The 19,085-nt window shown below is 71.1% G+C and carries 12 protein-coding genes; 6 read left to right on the top strand and 6 right to left on the bottom strand.

Translation table 11 applies throughout. The annotated features are described in order from the left end of the window. Window positions 1-159: 159 nt before the first annotated feature. Window positions 160-1,599, top strand: coding sequence for an FGGY family carbohydrate kinase (locus tag ACZ4N4_RS19275; RefSeq protein ID WP_467590137.1), 1,440 nt, complete (start codon window positions 160-162; stop codon window positions 1,597-1,599). A 432-nt stretch (window positions 1,600-2,031) separates the two neighbouring features. On the opposite strand, the gene ACZ4N4_RS19270 is transcribed toward ACZ4N4_RS19275, so the two are convergent. After that, window positions 2,032-2,796 (bottom strand): crotonase/enoyl-CoA hydratase family protein, encoded by a 765-nt coding sequence (locus ACZ4N4_RS19270; protein ID WP_467590134.1) that lies wholly within the window; start codon window positions 2,794-2,796, stop codon window positions 2,032-2,034. A 31-nt stretch (window positions 2,797-2,827) separates the two neighbouring features. Further along, on the bottom strand, window positions 2,828-3,811 hold the full coding sequence (locus ACZ4N4_RS19265) for a lysylphosphatidylglycerol synthase transmembrane domain-containing protein (RefSeq protein ID WP_453568034.1): 984 nt from the start codon (window positions 3,809-3,811) through the stop codon (window positions 2,828-2,830). 273 nt (window positions 3,812-4,084) lie between these two features. On the opposite strand from ACZ4N4_RS19265, the gene ACZ4N4_RS19260 reads away from it, so the two are divergent. From ACZ4N4_RS19260 to ACZ4N4_RS19250, 3 genes are all read left to right on the top strand, one after another. Next, entirely contained in the window at window positions 4,085-5,950 is a 1,866-nt protein-coding gene (locus ACZ4N4_RS19260) for an ABC transporter ATP-binding protein (protein ID WP_467590653.1), read from the top strand. Between the two features lie 196 nt (window positions 5,951-6,146). Continuing rightward, on the top strand, window positions 6,147-7,511 hold the full coding sequence (locus ACZ4N4_RS19255) for a lectin (protein ID WP_453568036.1): 1,365 nt from the start codon (window positions 6,147-6,149) through the stop codon (window positions 7,509-7,511). 28 nt (window positions 7,512-7,539) lie between these two features. Continuing rightward, window positions 7,540-9,729 (top strand): RICIN domain-containing protein, encoded by a 2,190-nt coding sequence (locus ACZ4N4_RS19250; protein ID WP_467590130.1) that lies wholly within the window; start codon window positions 7,540-7,542, stop codon window positions 9,727-9,729. A 62-nt stretch (window positions 9,730-9,791) separates the two neighbouring features. On the opposite strand, the gene ACZ4N4_RS19245 is transcribed toward ACZ4N4_RS19250, so the two are convergent. The 4 genes from ACZ4N4_RS19245 to ACZ4N4_RS19230 form a co-directional block, all read right to left on the bottom strand. Continuing rightward, on the bottom strand, window positions 9,792-11,459 hold the full coding sequence (locus ACZ4N4_RS19245) for an MFS transporter (protein ID WP_467590650.1): 1,668 nt from the start codon (window positions 11,457-11,459) through the stop codon (window positions 9,792-9,794). 116 nt (window positions 11,460-11,575) lie between these two features. Beyond that, window positions 11,576-12,043 (bottom strand): MarR family winged helix-turn-helix transcriptional regulator, encoded by a 468-nt coding sequence (locus ACZ4N4_RS19240; protein WP_467590127.1) that lies wholly within the window; start codon window positions 12,041-12,043, stop codon window positions 11,576-11,578. A 103-nt stretch (window positions 12,044-12,146) separates the two neighbouring features. Then, the gene (locus ACZ4N4_RS19235) at window positions 12,147-13,337 is read right to left on the bottom strand and encodes a glycoside hydrolase family 3 N-terminal domain-containing protein (protein WP_467590124.1); all 1,191 of its coding nucleotides are present in this window, start codon (window positions 13,335-13,337) and stop codon (window positions 12,147-12,149) included. 187 nt (window positions 13,338-13,524) lie between these two features. Continuing rightward, window positions 13,525-13,935: an ATP-binding protein gene (locus ACZ4N4_RS19230; RefSeq protein ID WP_467590121.1), complete on the bottom strand. Its 411-nt coding sequence runs from the start codon at window positions 13,933-13,935 to the stop codon at window positions 13,525-13,527. A gap of 206 nt (window positions 13,936-14,141) precedes the next feature. On the opposite strand from ACZ4N4_RS19230, the gene ACZ4N4_RS19225 reads away from it, so the two are divergent. Both ACZ4N4_RS19225 and ACZ4N4_RS19220 read left to right on the top strand, forming a co-directional pair. Next, window positions 14,142-14,507, top strand: a complete 366-nt coding sequence (locus ACZ4N4_RS19225; RefSeq protein ID WP_467590119.1) for an STAS domain-containing protein — start codon at window positions 14,142-14,144, stop codon at window positions 14,505-14,507. Window positions 14,508-14,788: 281 nt separating this feature from the next. Then, window positions 14,789-19,066 (top strand): HAMP domain-containing protein, encoded by a 4,278-nt coding sequence (locus ACZ4N4_RS19220; protein WP_467590116.1) that lies wholly within the window; start codon window positions 14,789-14,791, stop codon window positions 19,064-19,066. Window positions 19,067-19,085: the final 19 nt, after the last annotated feature.

Raw genomic sequence — 19,085 nt, 5'->3', positions numbered from 1 at the left:
ATCCACGGAGCCGAATCCGCACAGAGGTTCGTGCCGCGGCCTCCGTCGGCCGGGACCGCGCTGAATCTGTGCGGCTCGAACTCTCGCCACACCGTGTCTGGTTGACGCGGGCCGCCGCACGGCGGCAGGCTGTCGCGCAGTGATCGCCAGGGAGGCTCGATGACAGGTCCGGTGCTCGCGGTCGACCAGGGCACGTCCGGTACCAAGGCCCTGGTGATCTGCCCCGAACGGGGCGTCATCGGCACCGGATTCGTCGCCACCAAACCCCGGCACCCGCCCGGCGGCCTGGCGGAGGGGGACCCCGAGGAGCTCTACGACTCGGTGCTCGTCGCCGGCCGCCGAGCGCTCGCCGAGGCGGGCGAACCGGTCACCGCGCTGGGCCTGGCGGGCCAGGGCGAGACCGTCCTGGCCTGGGATCCGGGCACCGGGCGCCCGCTCACCACCGCGATCCTCCGGCAGGACCGCCGGGCCGAGTCCGTCTGCGCCGAACTCTTCGAACACGCGGACGAGTTACGGGAAGTCACCGGCCTGCCCCTCGACCCCGGCTTCGCCGCGCCCAAGATGGCCTGGATCCGCCGCCATCTCACCACCGGGGGAGTCGTCACCACCACCGACGCCTGGCTGGTCCACCGGCTCACCGGCGCCCATGTCACCGACGCCGCCACCGCCGGCCGCACCCAACTCCTCGATCTGGACCGGGTGCAGTGGTCGCCGCGCGCCCTCGACCTCTTCGGACTGTCCACCGAACGCCTCCCCGAGATCGTCGGCAACTGCCAACTCGTCGGCACGACAAAGGAGTTCGGGCGCGAGATCCCGCTCACCGGACTCGCCGTGGACCGGCAGGCGGCCCTCCTCGCCCAGCGGATCACCGGTCCGGGCGGCGCCAAGTGCACCTACGGCACCGGGGCGTTCCTGCTCGCGCACACCGGCGACACCTCTCGGCGCAGCGCCTCAGGACTGGTCGGCTGTGTCGCCTGGCGCCTTGCCGGAGAGACGGGTTACTGCCTGGAGGGCCAGGTGTACGCGGTCGGCTCGGCCGTCCGCTGGCTCACCGACCTCGGCGTGATCTCCGGCGCCGCCGACCTCGACCGGGTCGGCGGCGCCGTCCCCGACGCCGGCGGGGTCACCTTCGTCCCCGCGCTGGCCGGACTCGCCGCTCCCTGGTGGCGCGGCGAGCTGCGCGGCTCGCTCACCGGACTCGGCCTCGACACCGGCCCCGGGCATCTGGTGCGCGCCCTGTGCGAGGGCCTCGCCGCCCAGGTGGCGGAACTCGCCGAAGCGGCCGAGTCCGACCTCAACACCCCGCTGACCGCGCTGCGCGTCGACGGCGGTCTCACCCGCTCGGCGCTGCTCATGCAGACCCAGGCCGACCTGCTGCAACGCCCGGTCGAGGTGTCCACGCTGCCCGACGCCACCGCCCTCGGGGTGGGTGCCCTGGCCTACCTGGGCACCGACCCCACCGACTTCCTGCCGGACAGCAGACCGTCCGCCGTCTACGAGCCGCGCATCTCGGCGGGGGAAGCCGCCGAGCGCCTGGGCACCTTCCGCGCGGCCGTCGCGGCGTTGCTCCCCCGCGCCGGGGCCGGAGCATCCGGATGACCGTCACCGCCGAAGGCCCGCCTCCCACCGTCCCTACGACGGTGGCCGTCACCGTCGAAGGCCCGCCGCCCGCCCGCCCTACGACGTGACGGTCGTCGGCGCCGGGGCCGGCGGCGACGCGCTCGCCCGGATCCGGCACCTCGACGGGCGTGTACCGGTGTCCTGCCCTGCGACACGGTCGTCTTCACCGGGGACTCCGTCGCCGAGGACCAACTCGCGTGCCGGGCCCGGATCACCTCGGCCACCGGCCGTGCACCGACCACCTGGGGCCGCCACAGGGCGTACGCCGACCACCTGGGGTGTCTTCGCCACCGGCTGGACGCCGACCACCTGGGGTGTCTTCGCCGTCGGCTGTCCGCGCCGCCCGGGCCAGGACGCCCGGACGGCCGCGCGGGAGGGCCCGGGCCGCCGGCGCCGTGCTGGAGCGGCTGGTCAGTCGTCCGTGAAGGAGCCGTGCCGGCCCGCTCCCGCAGCGAAGCGCGCCGCTCCGGCCAGTCCTTCCGCCAACACGGCCATCCCGTGGCGGATCTCACCGAGCATCGCCGTCGGTTCGTCCAGCCCCTCCTGGTCCAGCACCGACGCCCGGTCACTGCGCAGGCACGCCTGCGGGAAACCGGCGACGGACGCGGCCAGTTCCTCGGCCGCCTCCCGGGACCGGCCGGTGGGGACGACCCGGTTGGCCAGGCCCATCTCGTAGGCCTCGGCGGCCGGGACCGCACGGCCGGTCAGGATCAGGTCCATGGCCCGGCCGGTGCCGATCAGCCGGGGGAGCCGTACCGTGCCGCCGTCGATCAGCGGCACGCCCCAGCGGCGGCAGAAGACGCCGAACACCGCGTCCTCCTCGGCGACCCGCAGATCGCACCACAGGGCCAGCTCCAGGCCCCCCGCCACGGCGTGCCCGGCGATAGCCGCTATCACCGGCTTGGACAGCCGCAGCCGGGTCGGGCCCATCGGGCCGTCCCCGTCCTCGGCCACCCGGTTGCCGCGCTCGCCGCCCACCGCCTTCAGGTCCGCGCCCGCGCAGAAGGTGCCGCCCTCACCCCACAGCACCGCCACCCTGGCCGCGTCGTCCGCCTCGAACTCACGGAAGGCGGCGACCAGTTCGGCCGCCGTCGGCCCGTCCACCGCGTTGCGCGCCTCGGGCCGGGAGAGGACGACCGTGGTGACAGGACCCTTGCGTTCCAGGCGGACCGGCATGCGTTTCCTTCCTTCGGAAGGCCATCCGCGGTCAGATGACCTTCAGTCGCACCAGCGCTCCCAGTGTCAGTGCTCCCGGCAGCAACGGCACCCACACGGTGATGATCCGGTAGGCGAGGACGACGGCGGTGGCGACGGCCACCGGGCCGCCCGCGGCCACCAGCGCCACGATCAGCGCCGCCTCCACGGAACCCAGACCGCCCGGCGTGGGGATCAGCGCGACGGCGACCGTGGCCGCCAGGTACGCCAGCGCCATGTGCGCGGGTGGCACCGGCAGGCCCAGTGCCTGCCCGACCGCCACCAGACCGGCCGCCTGGAGGGCTGGGAAGGCGAGCGAGCCGCCCCACAGCGCCAGCGCCCGGGACGGACGCGTGTGCACCGAGCGGGCCTCGCTCAGGGCGGAGCGCACGAAGCGGAACACCGGCTCGCGCACCCGTCGTACGAGAAACAGCGCGGCCAGTGCCACGGCGACCAGCGCGCCGACGACGGCCAGGACCGGGCCGACCGTCCCGTGCGGGAGCAGGCTGCCGAGATGCAGCGCGTCCGGGAAGGCGAAGAAGAACACGGCCATCAGGCCGACCCGGGCCACCGACTCGGCGAGCAGATACAGGGCGAGCGCGGCCGAGGAGGTGGCGAGCGGCACCCCGCACACGGTCATGAACCGCAGGTTGACCGCGCCGGAGCCCAGGCCCGTCGGCAGCAGGTGGTTGGCCGAGCCGGCCGCGAGCTGGGTCGCGAGGAGCCGCCAGCGGGGCAGTTGCTGGACCACCGCGCCCTGCCGGGTGAAGGCCGCGGCCACCCAGGTCAGACAGGTGGCGGCGCCCGCCGCGAGCAGCCAGGGCCAGGAGGCGTCACGGAGGTGGGCGAAGCCCTCGACGAGGACCGACCGGTGCTGCACCGCGATGACCGCCACGAGCAGGAGCGGAATCAGGGTGAGGATGTGCCGCCAGGGGACACGGCGGGCGAGCCGGGGGAGACGGCCCGCACGGAAGCCGGGGATTCTTACCGCTGTCACACCGGGAGAGGTTTTCCGCGCCGCGCCAACTGCGGGTGGCGGAAGAGGAGACACCGGATGACGGACGGGAAGCGGGTGAGGGGGGAGGCCCGGCCGGGCATGCGCGTGGGCTCTCGCATCGGTCTTCGCACCGGTTCTCACACCGGTTCTCGCACCGGTTTTCGCAGGGCCGGGCGGGGCCTTCGGGAGGCTCATCTGGTCCTTCGTACAGGGGGACGGCGAGCGGACATTGACCTCAACGAAGCTTGAGGTCGTACGTTCTCTCCCATGAGTATGGAGACCACCGCCTGGACGCAACTGCACAGCGTGATGACCGCCGAGCAGGAGCGCCGCCCGTTCGACCGGGCCACGCTGCGTCGTATCGCCGCCTTCGCCCGCCCGCACCGGGGCGGCATAGTCCGTTTCGTCCTGCTCGGGGTGGTCACCGCCCTGCTCGCCGTCGCGACCCCGGTGCTGGCCGGCCATGTCGTCGACGCGATCGTGTCGGGGCACGACACCGGCACGGTCGTACGGCTGTCGCTGCTGATCGCGGGCGTCGCGGTCGCGGAGGCGGCGCTCGGGGTGCTCGGGCGGCGCCTCTCGGCGACGCTCGGGGAGGGACTCATCCTCGACCTGCGAACGGCTGTGTTCGATCATGTGCAGCGCATGCCCGTCGCGTTCTTCACGCGTACTCGTACGGGAGCGCTGGTCAGTCGTCTCAACAACGACGTGATCGGCGCCCAGCGCGCCTTCGCCAACACCCTCTCCGGCGTGGTCAGCAACCTGGTCACGCTGGTGCTCACCCTCGCGGTCATGCTCACCCTGTCCTGGCAGATCACCCTGCTCGCCCTGGTGCTGCTGCCGCTGTTCGTGGTGCCCGCCCGCCGGATGGGCGGCCGGATGGCCCGGATGCAGCGCGAGGCCGCCGCGCTGAACGCGGCCATGGGCACCCGGATGACCGAGCGCTTCTCCGCGCCCGGCGCCACCCTGATCAAGCTCTTCGGGCGGCCCGAGGAGGAGTCGGCGGAGTTCACGGCGCGTGCCGCCCGGGTCCGGGACATCGGGGTGCGCACCGCCACCGCCCAGTCGGTGTTCATGACCGCCCTCACCCTGGTCTCCTCGCTGGCGCTCGCCCTGGTCTACGGCCTCGGCGGCTGGTTCGCGCTGCGCGGCACCCTGGAGCCGGGCGCGGTCGTCTCCCTCGCCCTCCTCCTGACCCGGCTCTACGCCCCGCTCACCTCCCTCGCCGGCGCCCGCGTCGAGGTGATGAGCGCGCTGGTCAGCTTCGAGCGGGTCTTCGAAGTCCTCGACCTGTTGCCCCTGATCGAGGAGAAACCCGACGCCCGCGAGGTGCCCGAGGGCCCGGTGGCCGTCGAGTTCGAGGACGTCCGCTTCGCCTACCCGGCCGCCGACCAGGTCTCCCTCGCCTCACTCGAAGAGGTTGCGACCCTGGACAGCCGCGGCGGCGCCGAGGTCCTGCACGGCATCTCCTTCCGCGCCGAACCCGGGCAGACCGTCGCCCTGGTCGGCTCCTCCGGCGCCGGCAAGTCCACCATCGCCCAGCTGCTGCCGCGCCTGTACGACGTCGACGCGGGCGCCGTGCGCATCGGCGGCACCGACGTCCGCGACCTGACCGCGGGCTCCCTGCGGGCCACCCTCGGCATGGTCACCCAGGACGGCCACCTCTTCCACGACAGCGTCCGCGCCAACCTGCTGCTCGCCCGGCCGGCGGCCACCGACGAGGAGTTGTGGGTCGCCCTCGGCCGAGCCCGTCTCGACGAGGTCGTACGGTCGCTGCCCGACGGCCTGGACACGGTGGTCGGCGAGCGCGGCTACCGGCTCTCCGGCGGCGAGCGGCAGCGCATGACCATCGCCCGGCTGCTGCTGGCCCGGCAGCGCGTGGTCATCCTCGACGAGGCCACCGCCCACCTGGACAACACCTCGGAGGCGGCCGTCCAGGAGGCCCTCACCGAGGCGCTGGAGGGGCGCACGGCCGTGGTCATCGCCCACCGGCTGTCCACGATCCGGGCCGCCGACCAGATCCTGGTGGTCGAGGCCGGCCACATCGTGGAGCGCGGCACCCACGAGGAACTCCTGGTGGCGGACGGACGCTACGCCGAACTGCACCGCACCCAGTTCGCGGCGGCGCCGACGCCCTGACGGCGGAGTTCACTTCACCGTCACGTTTTCCTGTGATTCCGGGAAGGGAGCGCTCCCCCCCTTGACGACACTGGTCCGGACCTTTAGCTTCACGCCTTAAACAAAGCCTCACGGATGTGCTCAACGCCCGATGACAACACGGGTGTTGGGCACAAACCGTGCTGCATCCCCCCGCGTGAAAGGCCAACCCCCCGCAATGGCCAGACCTCTCCCCACGGCTGCCGCCCTAGCCGCCCTGACCCTCTCCGCAGGCCTGTTCGCCGCCTCCCCCGCACAGGCCGCCACCGGCACCATCACCGGCCTCGGCGGCAAGTGCCTCGACGTGGCCGGCGCCAGCTCCGCCGACGGCACGGCCGTCCAGCTCTACGACTGCAACGGCACCGCGGCCCAGCAGTGGACCGTCGGCAGCGACGGCACCATACGCGCCCTCGGCAAGTGTCTCGACGTGACCGGCAACTCGACCGCCGACGGCGCCAAGGCCCAGCTGTGGACCTGTTCCGGCGGCGCCAACCAGCAGTGGACCGTCAGCTCCGCCCACGACATCGTCAACCCGCAGGCGAACAAGTGCCTGGACGCCACCGGCAACTCCTCGGCGAACGGCACCCGCGCCCAGATCTGGACGTGCGCCGGCACCGCCAACCAGAAGTGGACCGCGCCCGCGGCCGGCGGCGGTGGCACCACCCCGTCCTCGCCGATGGCCGTGGCGCCCTACCTCTACAACGGCTGGGGCGACCCGCCGAGCCCGACCACGATCACCAACGCGACCGGCGTGAAATACTACACGCTCGCGTTCGTCCTCAGCAACGGCTACTGCAACCCGCAGTGGGACGGCAGCCGGGCGCTGACCGGCGGTGTCGACCAGCAGACCGTCAACACCGTGCGCGCCAACGGCGGTGACATCATCCCGTCCTTCGGCGGCTACAGCGGCAACAAGCTGGAGAGCTCCTGCTCCAGCGCGGGCGAACTGGCGGCGGCCTACCAGAAGGTCATCAACGCCTACGGCGGTCTCAAGGCCATCGACATCGACCTGGAGGCCGACGCCTACAGCAACGGGACCGTGCAGCAGCGGGTCGTGGACGCGCTGAAGACGGTGAAGGCCAACAACTCCGGTCTGAAGGTGTACATCACCATCGGCACCGGCCAGAGCGGCCCCGACACCAGCCTGATCAACCGGGCCGCGTCCTCCGGGCTGACCGTCGACGCCTGGGCGATCATGCCGTTCGACTTCGGCGGCGCGGGCCAGAACATGGGGAACCTCACCACCCAGGCGGCCGAGGGACTCAAGAACGCGCTGAAGAACGCGTACCACTACAGCGACGACCAGGCCTACCGGGACATGGGCATCTCGTCCATGAACGGCATCACCGACAACAGCGAGACCGTGACGGTCGCCGACTTCCGGACCATCCTCGCCTACGCGCAGCAGCACCACCTGGCCCGGCTCACCTTCTGGTCCGCCAACCGCGACCGGCCCTGCACCGGCGGCTCCGCCGACAGCTGCTCGGGCGTGAGCCAGTCCAACTGGGACTACACGCGCGTCTTCGCCGGCTACACCGGCTGACCCCCCACACCTCGGACTAGGAGATCCAGTGCTTCGCCTTTCCTGGCGCCGCAGACCGACGAGCGCCGCAGTGCTGGCCGTTCTCGGAGCGTCCCTGCTGACCGCCGCCCCGTCCGCGCAGGCGGCCGCCACCGCCCTGCCCACCGGCTTCGCCACCCTCACCAACGCCGCCAGTGGCAAGTGCCTGGACGCCAGGTCGGCCGCCACCGCGAACGGCACCGCCGTCCAGCAGTACACCTGCAACAACACCACCGCCCAGCAGTGGAGTTTCACCGCCACCAGCGGCGGCTACGTCCGGATCAACAACGGCAACAACACCAGCCAGGTGGTCGACGTCACCGACGTCTCCACCGCCGACAACGCCCTGACCCAGCTGTGGGCCTACGGCGGCGGGGCCAACCAGCAGTGGCTGCCGGTCGACGAGGGCGGCGGCGCCTACCACTTCGTCAACCGCAACAGCGGCAAGTGCCTCGACGACCCGGCCGCCTCGACCGCGGACAGCGTGCAGCTGGTCCAGTACACCTGCAACAACACCGCGGCCCAGCGCTTCCAGGTGACCGCCGTGACGCCGCCGTCCACCGGCGACCCCGACCTCGGCCCGAACGTGGTCGTCTTCGACCCGTCGATGTCGGCGTCGACCATCCAGAGCCGCCTCAACTCGATCTTCCAGCAGCAGGAGACGAACCAGTTCGGCTCCCAGCGCTACGCCGTGATGTTCAAGCCGGGCACCTACAGCGCGGACGTCAACGTCGGGTTCTACACCCAGGTCCTCGGCCTCGGCCTGACCCCGGACGCGGTCAACATCAACGGCGCGGTGCACGCCGAGGCCGACTGGTTCCAGGGCAACGCCACCCAGAACTTCTGGCGCGGCGCGGAGAACCTCTCCGTCACCCCGACCGGTGGCTCCGACCGCTGGGCGGTCTCGCAGGCCTCCGCCTACCGCCGGATGCATCTGCGCGGCAACCTCGCCCTGGACGACGGCGGCTGGTCCAGCGGCGGCCTGATCGCCGACAGCAAGATCGACGGGCAGGTCAACTCCGGCAGCCAGCAGCAGTGGCTGACCCGCAACTCGCAGCTCGGCAGTTGGACCGGCTCCAACTGGAACATGGTCTTCGTGGGCAGCACGGGCGTGCCGTCCACCACGTTCCCCAGCCCGCCGGACACCACGGTCGCGCAGAGCCCGGTGACCCGTGAGAAGCCGTTCCTGTACGTCGACGGCTCCGGCAACTACCAGGTGTTCGTGCCGTCGACGCGCTCCAACTCCTCGGGTACCAGCTGGAGTTCGGGCTCGGCGGCCGGTTCGTCGCTCTCACTGGACAGCTTCTACATCGTGAAGCCGGGCGCCACCGCCTCCCAGATCAACGCGGCCCTGACGGCGGGGAAGAACCTCCTGGTCACCCCGGGTGTCTACCACCTCGACCAGACCCTGCAGATCAACCGCGCCGACACCGTCGTCCTCGGCCTCGGCCTCGCCACCTTCGTCCCCGACAACGGCGTCACCGCCATGAAGGTCGCGGACGTCGACGGGGTCCAGATCGCGGGCCTGCTCTTCGACGCCGGCACCACCAACTCCTCCACCCTGGTCGAGGTCGGCCCGAGCAACTCCTCGGCCTCGCACGCGGCCGACCCGACCTCGCTGCACGACGTGTACTTCCGGGTCGGCGGCGCGGGCGTCGGCAAGGCCACCACCAGCCTGGTCGTCAACAGCGACAACGTGATCGGCGACCACATGTGGATCTGGCGCGCCGACCACGGCAGCGGAGTCGGCTGGACCAGCAACACCGCCGACACCGGCCTGGTCGTCAACGGTGACAACGTGACGATGTACGGCCTGTTCGTCGAGCACTTCCAGAAGTACCAGACCGTCTGGAACGGCAACGGCGGCCGGACGTACTTCTACCAGAACGAGATGCCGTACGACCCGCCCAACCAGGCGGCCTGGATGAACGGCTCGACCCAGGGCTACGCGGCCTACAAGGTCGCCGACTCGGTCACCAGCCACCAGGTGTACGGCCTCGGCAGCTACTGCTACTTCAACGTCAACCCGAGCGTGGTCGCGGCGCACGCCGTCGAGGCGCCGAACAACTCGGGCGTCCGCTTCACCAGCATGGTGACGGTCTCCCTCGGCGGCACCGGCACCATCAGCCACGTCATCAACAACACCGGAGGCCCGTCGAACTCCTCGACCAACGTGGCCAACCTCGCCTCCTACCCGTGACCGTCGCTCCCTGAGCGGAACACGGGTGCCCCGGCGGACCTCCGCCGGGGCACCCGTGTGTTTCAGGACGGAGCGTTGTGCCGGGGCTCTGCCGTCCGCACCGGCGGCTGGTCCTTCGGCTCCGGACGGTCCTGGCGGTCCAGGTCGGGCCGGTGGCCGCCGCGCAGGGCGGAGGCCACGGCGGAGACCAGGGCCATGCCCGCGGCCACGCCGAACACGATGGCCAGGCCGTGGTGGAACGGACCGGAGACCAGCTGCGGGAAGAAGGTGTGGCCGGTCAGGACGGACCGCTGGGCGCTGGTCACATGGTCCAGTACGCCCTCGGCGGAGAGCAGGTGCTCGATCGGGTTGTTGCCGAGGAACGTCGCGAACAGCGTGCTCACCGGCGGCAGTGAGGCGGCGTGCGCGGCGGACGCGGCCGGCACGCCGTGCGCCATGAGCCCGCTCTTCAGGGTGCCCGGGAGCGAGGAGGCGAGGCCGGAGACCATCAGCGAGAAGAAGACGCCGATGGACAGCGCCGTACCGGAGTTCTGGAAGGTCGAGCGCATGCCCGAGGCGACCCCCCGGTACTCGGCCGGGACACTGCCCATGATCGAGGACGTGTTCGGCGCCGAGAACATGCCCTGGCCGAGCCCGTTGAGCAGCAGCAGCGCCGCGAACAGCCCGTAGTCGAAGTCGACGGGCAGCGCGAGCAGGCCGAGGAAGGACAGCATGACGACCACCAGGCCGGCGGTGGAGAAGAACCGGGCGCCGAACCGGTCCGACAGGTAGCCGGAGACCGGGCCCGCGACGAGGAAACCGAGCGTGAGCGGAAGCATGAAGATGCCGGCCCACAGCGGGGTGTCCTCGAAGTCGTAGCCGTGCAGCGGCAGCCAGATGCCCTGTAGCCAGATGATGAGCATGAACTGCAGGCCACCGCGCGCGATCGAGGTCAGCAGGGCGGCCACGTTGCCCGCCGCGAACGCCCTGTTCTTGAAGAGCGCCAGGTTGAACATGGGCTCGGCGACCCGTGTCTCGATGACGCAGAAGGCCAGCAGCAGACCGACGCCACCGATCAGGCCGGTCAGCACCCACGGGTTCCCCCAGCCGGTGGCACTGTCGCCGTACGGCTGGATCCCGTACGTGATCCCGGCCAGCAGGATCCCGGCGCCCGCCGCGAAGGTGATGTTGCCCAGCCAGTCGATCCGGCCGGGCCGGCCCGTCGAGGTCTCGCGCAGACTCAGGTAAGACCAGATCGTGCCGGTGATGCTGACCGGGACGCTCACCCAGAACACGGCACGCCAGTCGACGACGGCGAGCAGACCGCCCGCGAGCAGACCGAGGAACTGGCCCGCCAGCGCGGTGATCTGGTTGATGCCGAGCGCCATGCCGCGCTGCCGGGTGGGGAAGGCGTCGGTCAGGATGGCGGCCGAGTTGGCGGTGAGCATCGACCCGCCGAAGGCCTGCACGATCCGCCACAGGATCAGCCACATCGCGCCCGCCCCCGCACGGAACGGATCGAGCGACAGCGCGACCGAGGCGCAGGCGAAGATCAGGAACCCGAGGTTGTAGATCTTCACCCGCCCGAACATGTCGCCGAGCCGTCCGAGCACGACCACCAGGACCGCGGAGACCAGCAGGTAGCCCAGGATCATCCAGAGCAGATAGCCGATGTTGCCGGGCGCGAGCGGGTCGAGGCCGATGCCGCGGAAGATCGCCGGCAGCGAGATGATCACGATCGACGCGTCCATCGTGGCGATCAGCACACCGAGTGTGGTGTTGGAGAGCGCGACCCACTTGTAGCCGGGCCCGGGAGGGGTGTCCTTGTGACGGGCCGAGCGCAGGGAGCCGGTCCAGCCCCGCCCGCTCACAGCTGCTCCGCCAGCCGGGCGAGGAGCGGCACGGCCGCCCCGAGCGTCTCGCGCTCCTCGGCGGAGAACGTGTCGAGGACGTCGGCGAGCCGCCGCACCGATTCGGAGCGCCGCTCGGCGAGCATGGCCCGCCCCTCGTCGGTGACGGCCGCGATGCTCCGCCGCCCGTCCGTGGCGTCGGGGGTACGGCGGACCCAACCGCGCTGTTCGAGCTGGGCGAGGGTGGTCGCCATGGCCTGCGGCCGCACCCGCTCCGTCTCGGCGAGGGACGTGGGGGACTCGGGGCCATCGGCGGCGAGCCGCGCGAGCACCGAGACGCCCGAGAGGGACACGTCCCCCACCGCATGGGCCTGTCGCAGCCGCCGCGTCATACGACCCACCGCGAGCCGGAGCTCCGCGGCGAGCAGGGAGGGGTCGCTCGGATCGCGTGTACCGCCGGCGTCGGAGACTATGTCTGTCTTCACATGTACTAATACTAGGTTTATCAGTCTGGACTGCTCAACCAGCCATAAGTAAATACGCCTGGCTGTGTGCGGCGGGCGGGCGGACGGGCGGACGGGGCGGGGCTCAGCTGCAGGTGAGCCGGCCTGCCGTGGCCTTGGCCGTGAGGATCCGGTGCACGGAGGCGGCGACCTTGGCGCGGAAGGAGGCGTCCGTCGCCATCCGCGCCTGCACGCCCTGCACCATCGCCGGCACGGTCGACGCCTTGACCGTGAGGATCATGTCGCCGCCGGCGGTCAGGAAGTTCACTGCCCGCTGGGCCGGGGTGTAGGCGCGCACCGCGACCGCCTGGCCGATGTCGTCGGAGATGACGACTCCCTTGAAGCCGAACTTGGTGCGCAGCAGCGAGTTGATGACGGTCGGGGAGAACACGGCCAGGTGCTTCGAGTCGATCTTGGTGTACTTCGCCGAGGAGACCATCATGAACGGCGTGCCGGCAGCGATCCCGCTGCGGAACGGCTGGAGGCTCGAACTGGAGGCGGTGGTCACGGAGTCGACGACGTTCGCGGTGGTGTCGGTGTTCCCGGTGACCTGGCCCAGCCCCGGGAAGTGCTTGAAGGTGGTCATGACCCCGGCCGCGCGGAAGCCCGCGGCGAAGGCGCCGGTGTGCGAGGTCACGACGGCGGGAGTGTGGCCGTACTCGCGGTAGTAGCGGCCGATGGGAGCGTTGCGGGTGCCGAGACTCGCGGGCACCACGTCGGCGACCGGGGCGAGATTCAGGTCGAGACCCGCCGCCTTGAGCTGCTTGGCCCAGGTCCCGGCACGGGCGCGCAGTGTCGTCGTGCTCCAGGTGCCCTGGGTGAGGGCGTTCGGTATGACGGAGAAGCCGGCGCCGCTGAGCACCTGGACCTGGCCGCCCTCCTGGTCGGTGGACACGATCAGCCCGACCCGGTGGCCGGCGACCGTGTCGGCCTGCGCACGCACCCCGTCGACGACCTTCTTCGTCGCCGTGGTGCCGGCGGTGCTGCGCCCGGTCAGCATGACGGACCCGACATGGTAGATGCGCAGGGTACGCAGGTCCGTGGTGCTGGGGCGGGCGGCGGCGACCCCGCCCATGAACAGCTGGCCGACCCGCTGCGCCTGGGTCATTCCCGTATAGACCTTGTCGGCGCAGGCGGTGGCGGACACGCGGTGGGCTTCCTCCCCGGCGGCCGGCGCGCTGCACGCGCCGACGGCGGCCAAGGTGGTGACGAGCCCGACGGCGGTACGCCGGGCGGCGGAGCCGCGGCCCGCGGGCCGGCGGACGGGTGTCGCCATGGTGCGCTCCTGACTCGTGAGAGGTGCAGGCCACGGGGACCGGCGGGCCGCCGCACGGCATCGGCGCCCTGCGTGGCTCGAAGCCGCCCCAGCGCCTCACGTTACGCCGAACGGGTGCGGTGCGCGCTGCGGCCGACCCGATGACCGACGACTGCACCGCTCGGACCGTCGCACCGGACTGCGGCGATCACTCGAACAACGCCATCCGGGCGACGATGCGCTTGCCCACGGGCTCCCGTCGGGCCTCGAAGTCCCGCACCACCGCCAGGACGATCTCCAGACCGTGCTGGCCCACCCGTCCGGCGTCGGCCGCCCGGGCCAGCGGAAGGGTCGGATCGGTGTCCCACACCTCGATCTCCACCAGGCCGTCGGCGGCACTCAGGCGCAGCAGTACCGGTCCGGGCGCGTACTTCAGTGCGTTGGTGACGAGCTCGCTGACCACCAGTTGCGCCAGCTCCCGGGTGCGGGCCGGCACCGGCAGTCCCGACGCGGACTCGGCCCGCGTCAGGAAGTCCGACGTCTGGTTCCGTGCGTCGGCGATACAGCCGTCCGCCCCGTCCAAGGCGATGGTGACATCGGCAGGTGCGGCATCCGCCATCCGGGAACACTCCTCAGGCGGGACAGATTTCCTGCCGACGATCGGCGATACCCCGTTCATGAGCGCGCGTCTACCCGGCGATCAGCCGTGTTACTCCCGCGCCGCCCGGATTCGGATGCCCCGTCCCGTGCATCGCACCGCGCATCCCTGGGCACGTAGGCTGCAGAAAGGTGACGCGGACCGGACCGAGGGTGCGGAGGACACACGTGGCAGACGAACAAAAAGCGATGGACCGCGGCGAATTGTCCGTCACCCGGACCGAGGTCGACGGCATCACCGTGCTCGGCCTGTGCGGCGAGATCGACTACGAGAGTGTGGGTGCCCTGACCCGGGCCATGCCTCCGGTGGACCCCACCGCCGGCTCTCGGGTGGTCGTCGATCTGAGCGGGGTCACGTTCATGGATTCCAGCGGGATCAACGCCCTGATCGCCGCCCACCAGGTGACTCGGGCCGCGCGGGGATGGCTGCGTCTCGCGGGGGTCCGGGACTCCGTGCTGCGCACCGTGCGGCTGGTGGGACTCGACACCCTCGCCACCTGCCACCCGACCGTGCGGGACGCCATCGCCGCGTGAGACGAGACGGGCGTCCCGCCGCGGGCCTACCTTCGGTGAAACTTTGTGGGGTACCCCGGACCGGCTTCGGCATGCCCTCTTTCCAGCCCCAGTTTTCGGTGCGCCGCGATATCCGCGCCCGGCTTTGGTTGTCGGCCGACAACTGAGTTAATCTGCGACGGATTTTCTCAACGGCCGAGTCCGCCGAACGCGGAATCGCCGCTGGTGGGCGGAGCTCTACGGCTCCGGCGAGGTTCCGGGTCCTCGGGGTGGGGACTCTGGGGAGCGGAACGAGGGTGTGCATGAGCGGCATGTCGGTGGACGCCCAGGTCCAAGGGCCGGGCGAGCAGGAGCTGCGGCAGCTGCTGGCCGGCCTGACGGCGGTACGGGACGGTGACTTCGGCACCCGGCTGCCCTCCGACGGACAGGGACTGCTCGGCGACATCGCCACGGTCTTCAACGGCATGGTCGACCAACTGTCCCTGTTCACCTCGGAAGTGACGCGGGTGGCACGCGAGGTGGGCACCGAGGGCACGCTGGGCGGCCAGGCGCAGGTCCCCGGGGTCTCCGGCACCTGGGCGGATCTGACCGACTCGGTCAACGCCATGGCGGGCAATCTGACCACGCAGGTCCGTGACATCGCCCAGGTGGCCACGGCGGTGGCCAGAGGCGATCTGTCCCAGAAGATCGACGTGCCCGCGCGCGGGGAGATCCTCCAGCTGAAGGAGACCGTCAACACGATGGTCGACCAGCTGTCCGCCTTCGCCGACGAGGTCACCCGGGTGGCGCGCGAGGTGGGCAGCGAGGGCCGGCTGGGCGGCCAGGCGCAGGTGCCCGGAGTCGGCGGCGTCTGGCGTGACCTGACCGATTCGGTCAACTTCATGGCCGGGAACCTCACCTCCCAGGTCCGCAACGTCGCCCAGGTGACGACCGCGGTGGCGCAGGGCGATCTGTCCCAGAAGATCACCGTGGACGCCCGGGGCGAGATCCTGGAACTGAAGAACACCATCAACACGATGGTCGACCAGCTGTCCGCCTTCGCCGACGAGGTCACTCGCGTCGCCCGCGAGGTCGGCACCGAAGGCCGGCTCGGCGGACAGGCGGACGTCAAGGGGGTCAAGGGCACCTGGCGCGACCTGACCGACTCCGTGAACTTCATGGGGGGCAACCTCACCGCGCAGGTCCGCAACGTCGCCCAGGTGGCCACCGCGGTGGCGCAGGGCGATCTGTCCCAGAAGATCACCGTGGACGCCCGGGGCGAGATCCTTGAGTTGAAGAACACCATCAACACGATGGTCGACCAGCTGTCCGCCTTCGCCGACGAGGTCACTCGCGTCGCCCGCGAGGTCGGCACCGAGGGCAACCTCGGCGGCCAGGCGATCGTGCGGGGCGTGTCGGGGACCTGGAAGGACCTCACGGACAACGTCAACGTGATGGCGTCCAACCTGACCGGGCAGGTCCGGTCGATCGCCCAGGTCGCCACGGCTGTCGCGCGCGGTGATCTCTCGCAGAAGATCACCGTGGAGGCCAAGGGCGAGGTCGCCGCCCTGGCGGACGTCATCAACACCATGGTCGACACGCTGTCGGCGTTCGCCGACGAGGTCACCCGGGTGGCGCGCGAGGTGGGCACCGAGGGCCGTCTGGGCGGCCAGGCCCATGTGCCGAACGTGGCGGGGACCTGGAAGGACCTGACGGACAACGTCAACTCCATGGCCAACAACCTCACCGGGCAGGTGCGCAACATCGCCCTGGTGACGACCGCGGTGGCCAACGGCGACCTCTCGAAGAAGATCGACGTCGACGCCCGGGGCGAGATCCTCGAGCTGAAGACCACCATCAACACGATGGTCGACCAGCTGTCGTCGTTCGCCGCCGAGGTCACCCGCGTTGCCCGCGAGGTAGGCAGCGAGGGACGGCTGGGCGGTCAGGCCGAGGTGGAGGGTGTCGAGGGCACCTGGAAGCGGCTGACGGAGAACGTCAACGAACTGGCCGGGAACCTCACCCGGCAGGTGCGGGCGATCGCCGAGGTCACGAGCGCCGTCGCGGAGGGCGATCTGACCCGCTCCATCACCGTGGTGGCGTCGGGCGAGGTCGCCGACCTCAAGGACAACATCAACTCCATGGTGGAGTCCCTGCGCGAGACCACCCGGGCCAACCAGGAACAGGACTGGCTCAAGACCAACCTCGCCCGCATCTCCGGCCTGATGCAGGGCCACCGCGACCTGCCCGTGGTCGCCGAGCTGATCATGGACGAGCTCACTCCGCTGGTGTCGGCCCAGTACAGCGCCTTCTACCTGGCGGAGGACACCGAGCGCGGCCACGAACTGCGCTTGGTCGGCTCGTACGGCTATCCGGACGACGCGGAGCGGCCCACCCGTATTCCGGTCGGGCGTTCCCTGGTCGGGCAGGCCGCACGCAACCGGCGTGTCATCACCGTCGAGGAACTGCCGGAAGGCTACGTCACCATCTCCTCCGGACTCGGGCAGGCCGTGCCCAGCGCCCTGGTCGTGCTGCCCATCGTGGTCGAGGAGCAGGTCCTCGGCGTCATCGAACTGGCCTCGCTGACCCGCTTTACCCAGATCCACCAGGACTTCCTCGCACAGCTGATGCCGACCATCGGTGTCAACCTCAACACCATCGTGGCCAACGCCCGCACCGACGAGCTGCTGGGGGAGTCCCAGCGGCTGACCTCCGAACTGCAGGCCAGGTCGGAGGAGTTGCAGGTGCAGCAGGACGAACTGCAGCGCTCCAACGCCGAGCTGGAGGAGAAGGCGTCCCTGCTGGCCTCGCAGAACCGTGACATCGAGGCGAAGAACCTGCAGATCGAGCAGGCGCGGCAGGAACTGGAGACCCGTGCGCAGCAGCTGGCGCTGGCCTCCAAGTACAAGTCGGAGTTCCTGGCCAACATGAGCCACGAGCTGCGGACCCCGCTCAACAGCCTGCTGATCCTGGCCCAGTTGCTGGCGCAGAACCCCTCCCGCAACCTCACCCCGAAGCAGGTCGAGTACGCGGGCATCATCCACTCGGCGGGCTCGGACCTGCTGCAGCTGATCAACGACATCCTCGACCTCTCCAAGGTGGAGGCCGGCAAGATGGACGTGACTCCCGAGCGGGTCCCGCTGCGCCAGCTGCTGGAGTACGTCGAGGCGACCTTCCGGCCGATGACCTCCCAGAAGAGCCTCGAGTTCACGGTGGCCACCGCGACCGGCACGCCCGCCGACCTGCTCACCGACGACTCCCGGCTGCGCCAGATCCTGCGCAACCTGCTGTCCAACGCGGTGAAGTTCACCGAACAGGGCGGCGTCGAGCTGCGGATCGAGCCGGCCGCCGACCGGGAAGTGCCGCCGGGGGTGCTGCGCGGCGGTCCGGTGGTGGCCTTCCGGGTCGTCGACACCGGCATCGGCATCCCCCACCAGCAGCTGGAGACGATTTTCGGCGCCTTCCAGCAGGCCGACGGGACCACCAGCCGCAAGTACGGCGGCACCGGTCTCGGCCTGTCCATCACCCGGGAGATCGCCCATCTGCTCGGCGGCGCCGTCACCGTCGACAGCGCCCCCGGCCAGGGCAGTACGTTCACGCTGTACCTGCCCGTCGCGCGCGCCGACTTCGAGGAGCTGCTGGAGACCGGCGCCCGGCCGGTGGAGCAGCAGCCCCGCGCCGTCGCCGCGTCCGAGACGGCACCGACGCCCCGGCCGCTGCCCGCTTCCGTGCCGGTCCCCGAGCACCGCAGGCGCCGGCTCCTGGTGATCGAGGAGCGCCCGCGCGGTCTGCTCACCCTGGTCGCCGAGCGGGCCGTGGCGGACCTCGCGCACGACCCCGGCGACCCGCACGGGGCGATCGACCTCATCACCGCCGTGGGGGCGCAGGAGGCGGCGAGCACGCTGGCGGCCGAGCCCTGCCACTGCGTCGTCCTGGAACTGGGCATGCCCGGCAAGGAGGGCGCGGACTTCCTGGAGGCCATGCGCGGCGACTCGGCGCTGGCCAGCGTGCCCGTCCTGGTGCACACCGGGCACCGGGTGGATCTGGCCCAGGAGCAGGCGCTGCGTGCCCTCGCGGGCGGCCGGCCGCTGGACTTCCTGTCCAGTCTGGACGAGCTGCGCGAGCGCATCACTCTGCACCTGTCCGCCGAACAGCCCGGTGACGTGCTGTCGCTGGTGCGCGCCGAGGAGCCGCACCGCCCGGCCGCGCAGGTGGTGGACGACTCCTTCCTCGGCCGGACGGTCCTGGTGGTCGACGACGACGCGCGCAACCTGTTCGCCCTCAGCGGCGTACTGGAACTGCACGGCTTCCAGGTCCTGCACGCCGACAACGGCCGCAAGGGCATCGAGATGCTGCTCGCCCACCCGGACGTCTGCCTGGTGCTGATGGACGTGATGATGCCGGAGATGGACGGCTACTCCGCCACGGCGGAGATCCGCGCCATGTCCCAGTACGCTGAGCTGCCCATCATCGCCGTCACCGCGAAGGCCATGCCGGGCGACCAGGAGAAGAGCCTCGCCTCGGGGGCCAACGACTACATCACCAAGCCCGTCGACACGAACGACCTCATCGCCCGCGTCCGTCGCTGGCTGGCCGTGTGACAACGCGCCACCGCCACGG

Source organism: Streptomyces sp. NPDC026538 (genome assembly GCF_055567535.1).
Note: the sequence above shows the minus strand (reverse complement) of the source record. Positions and strands in the feature narration are given on the sequence as shown.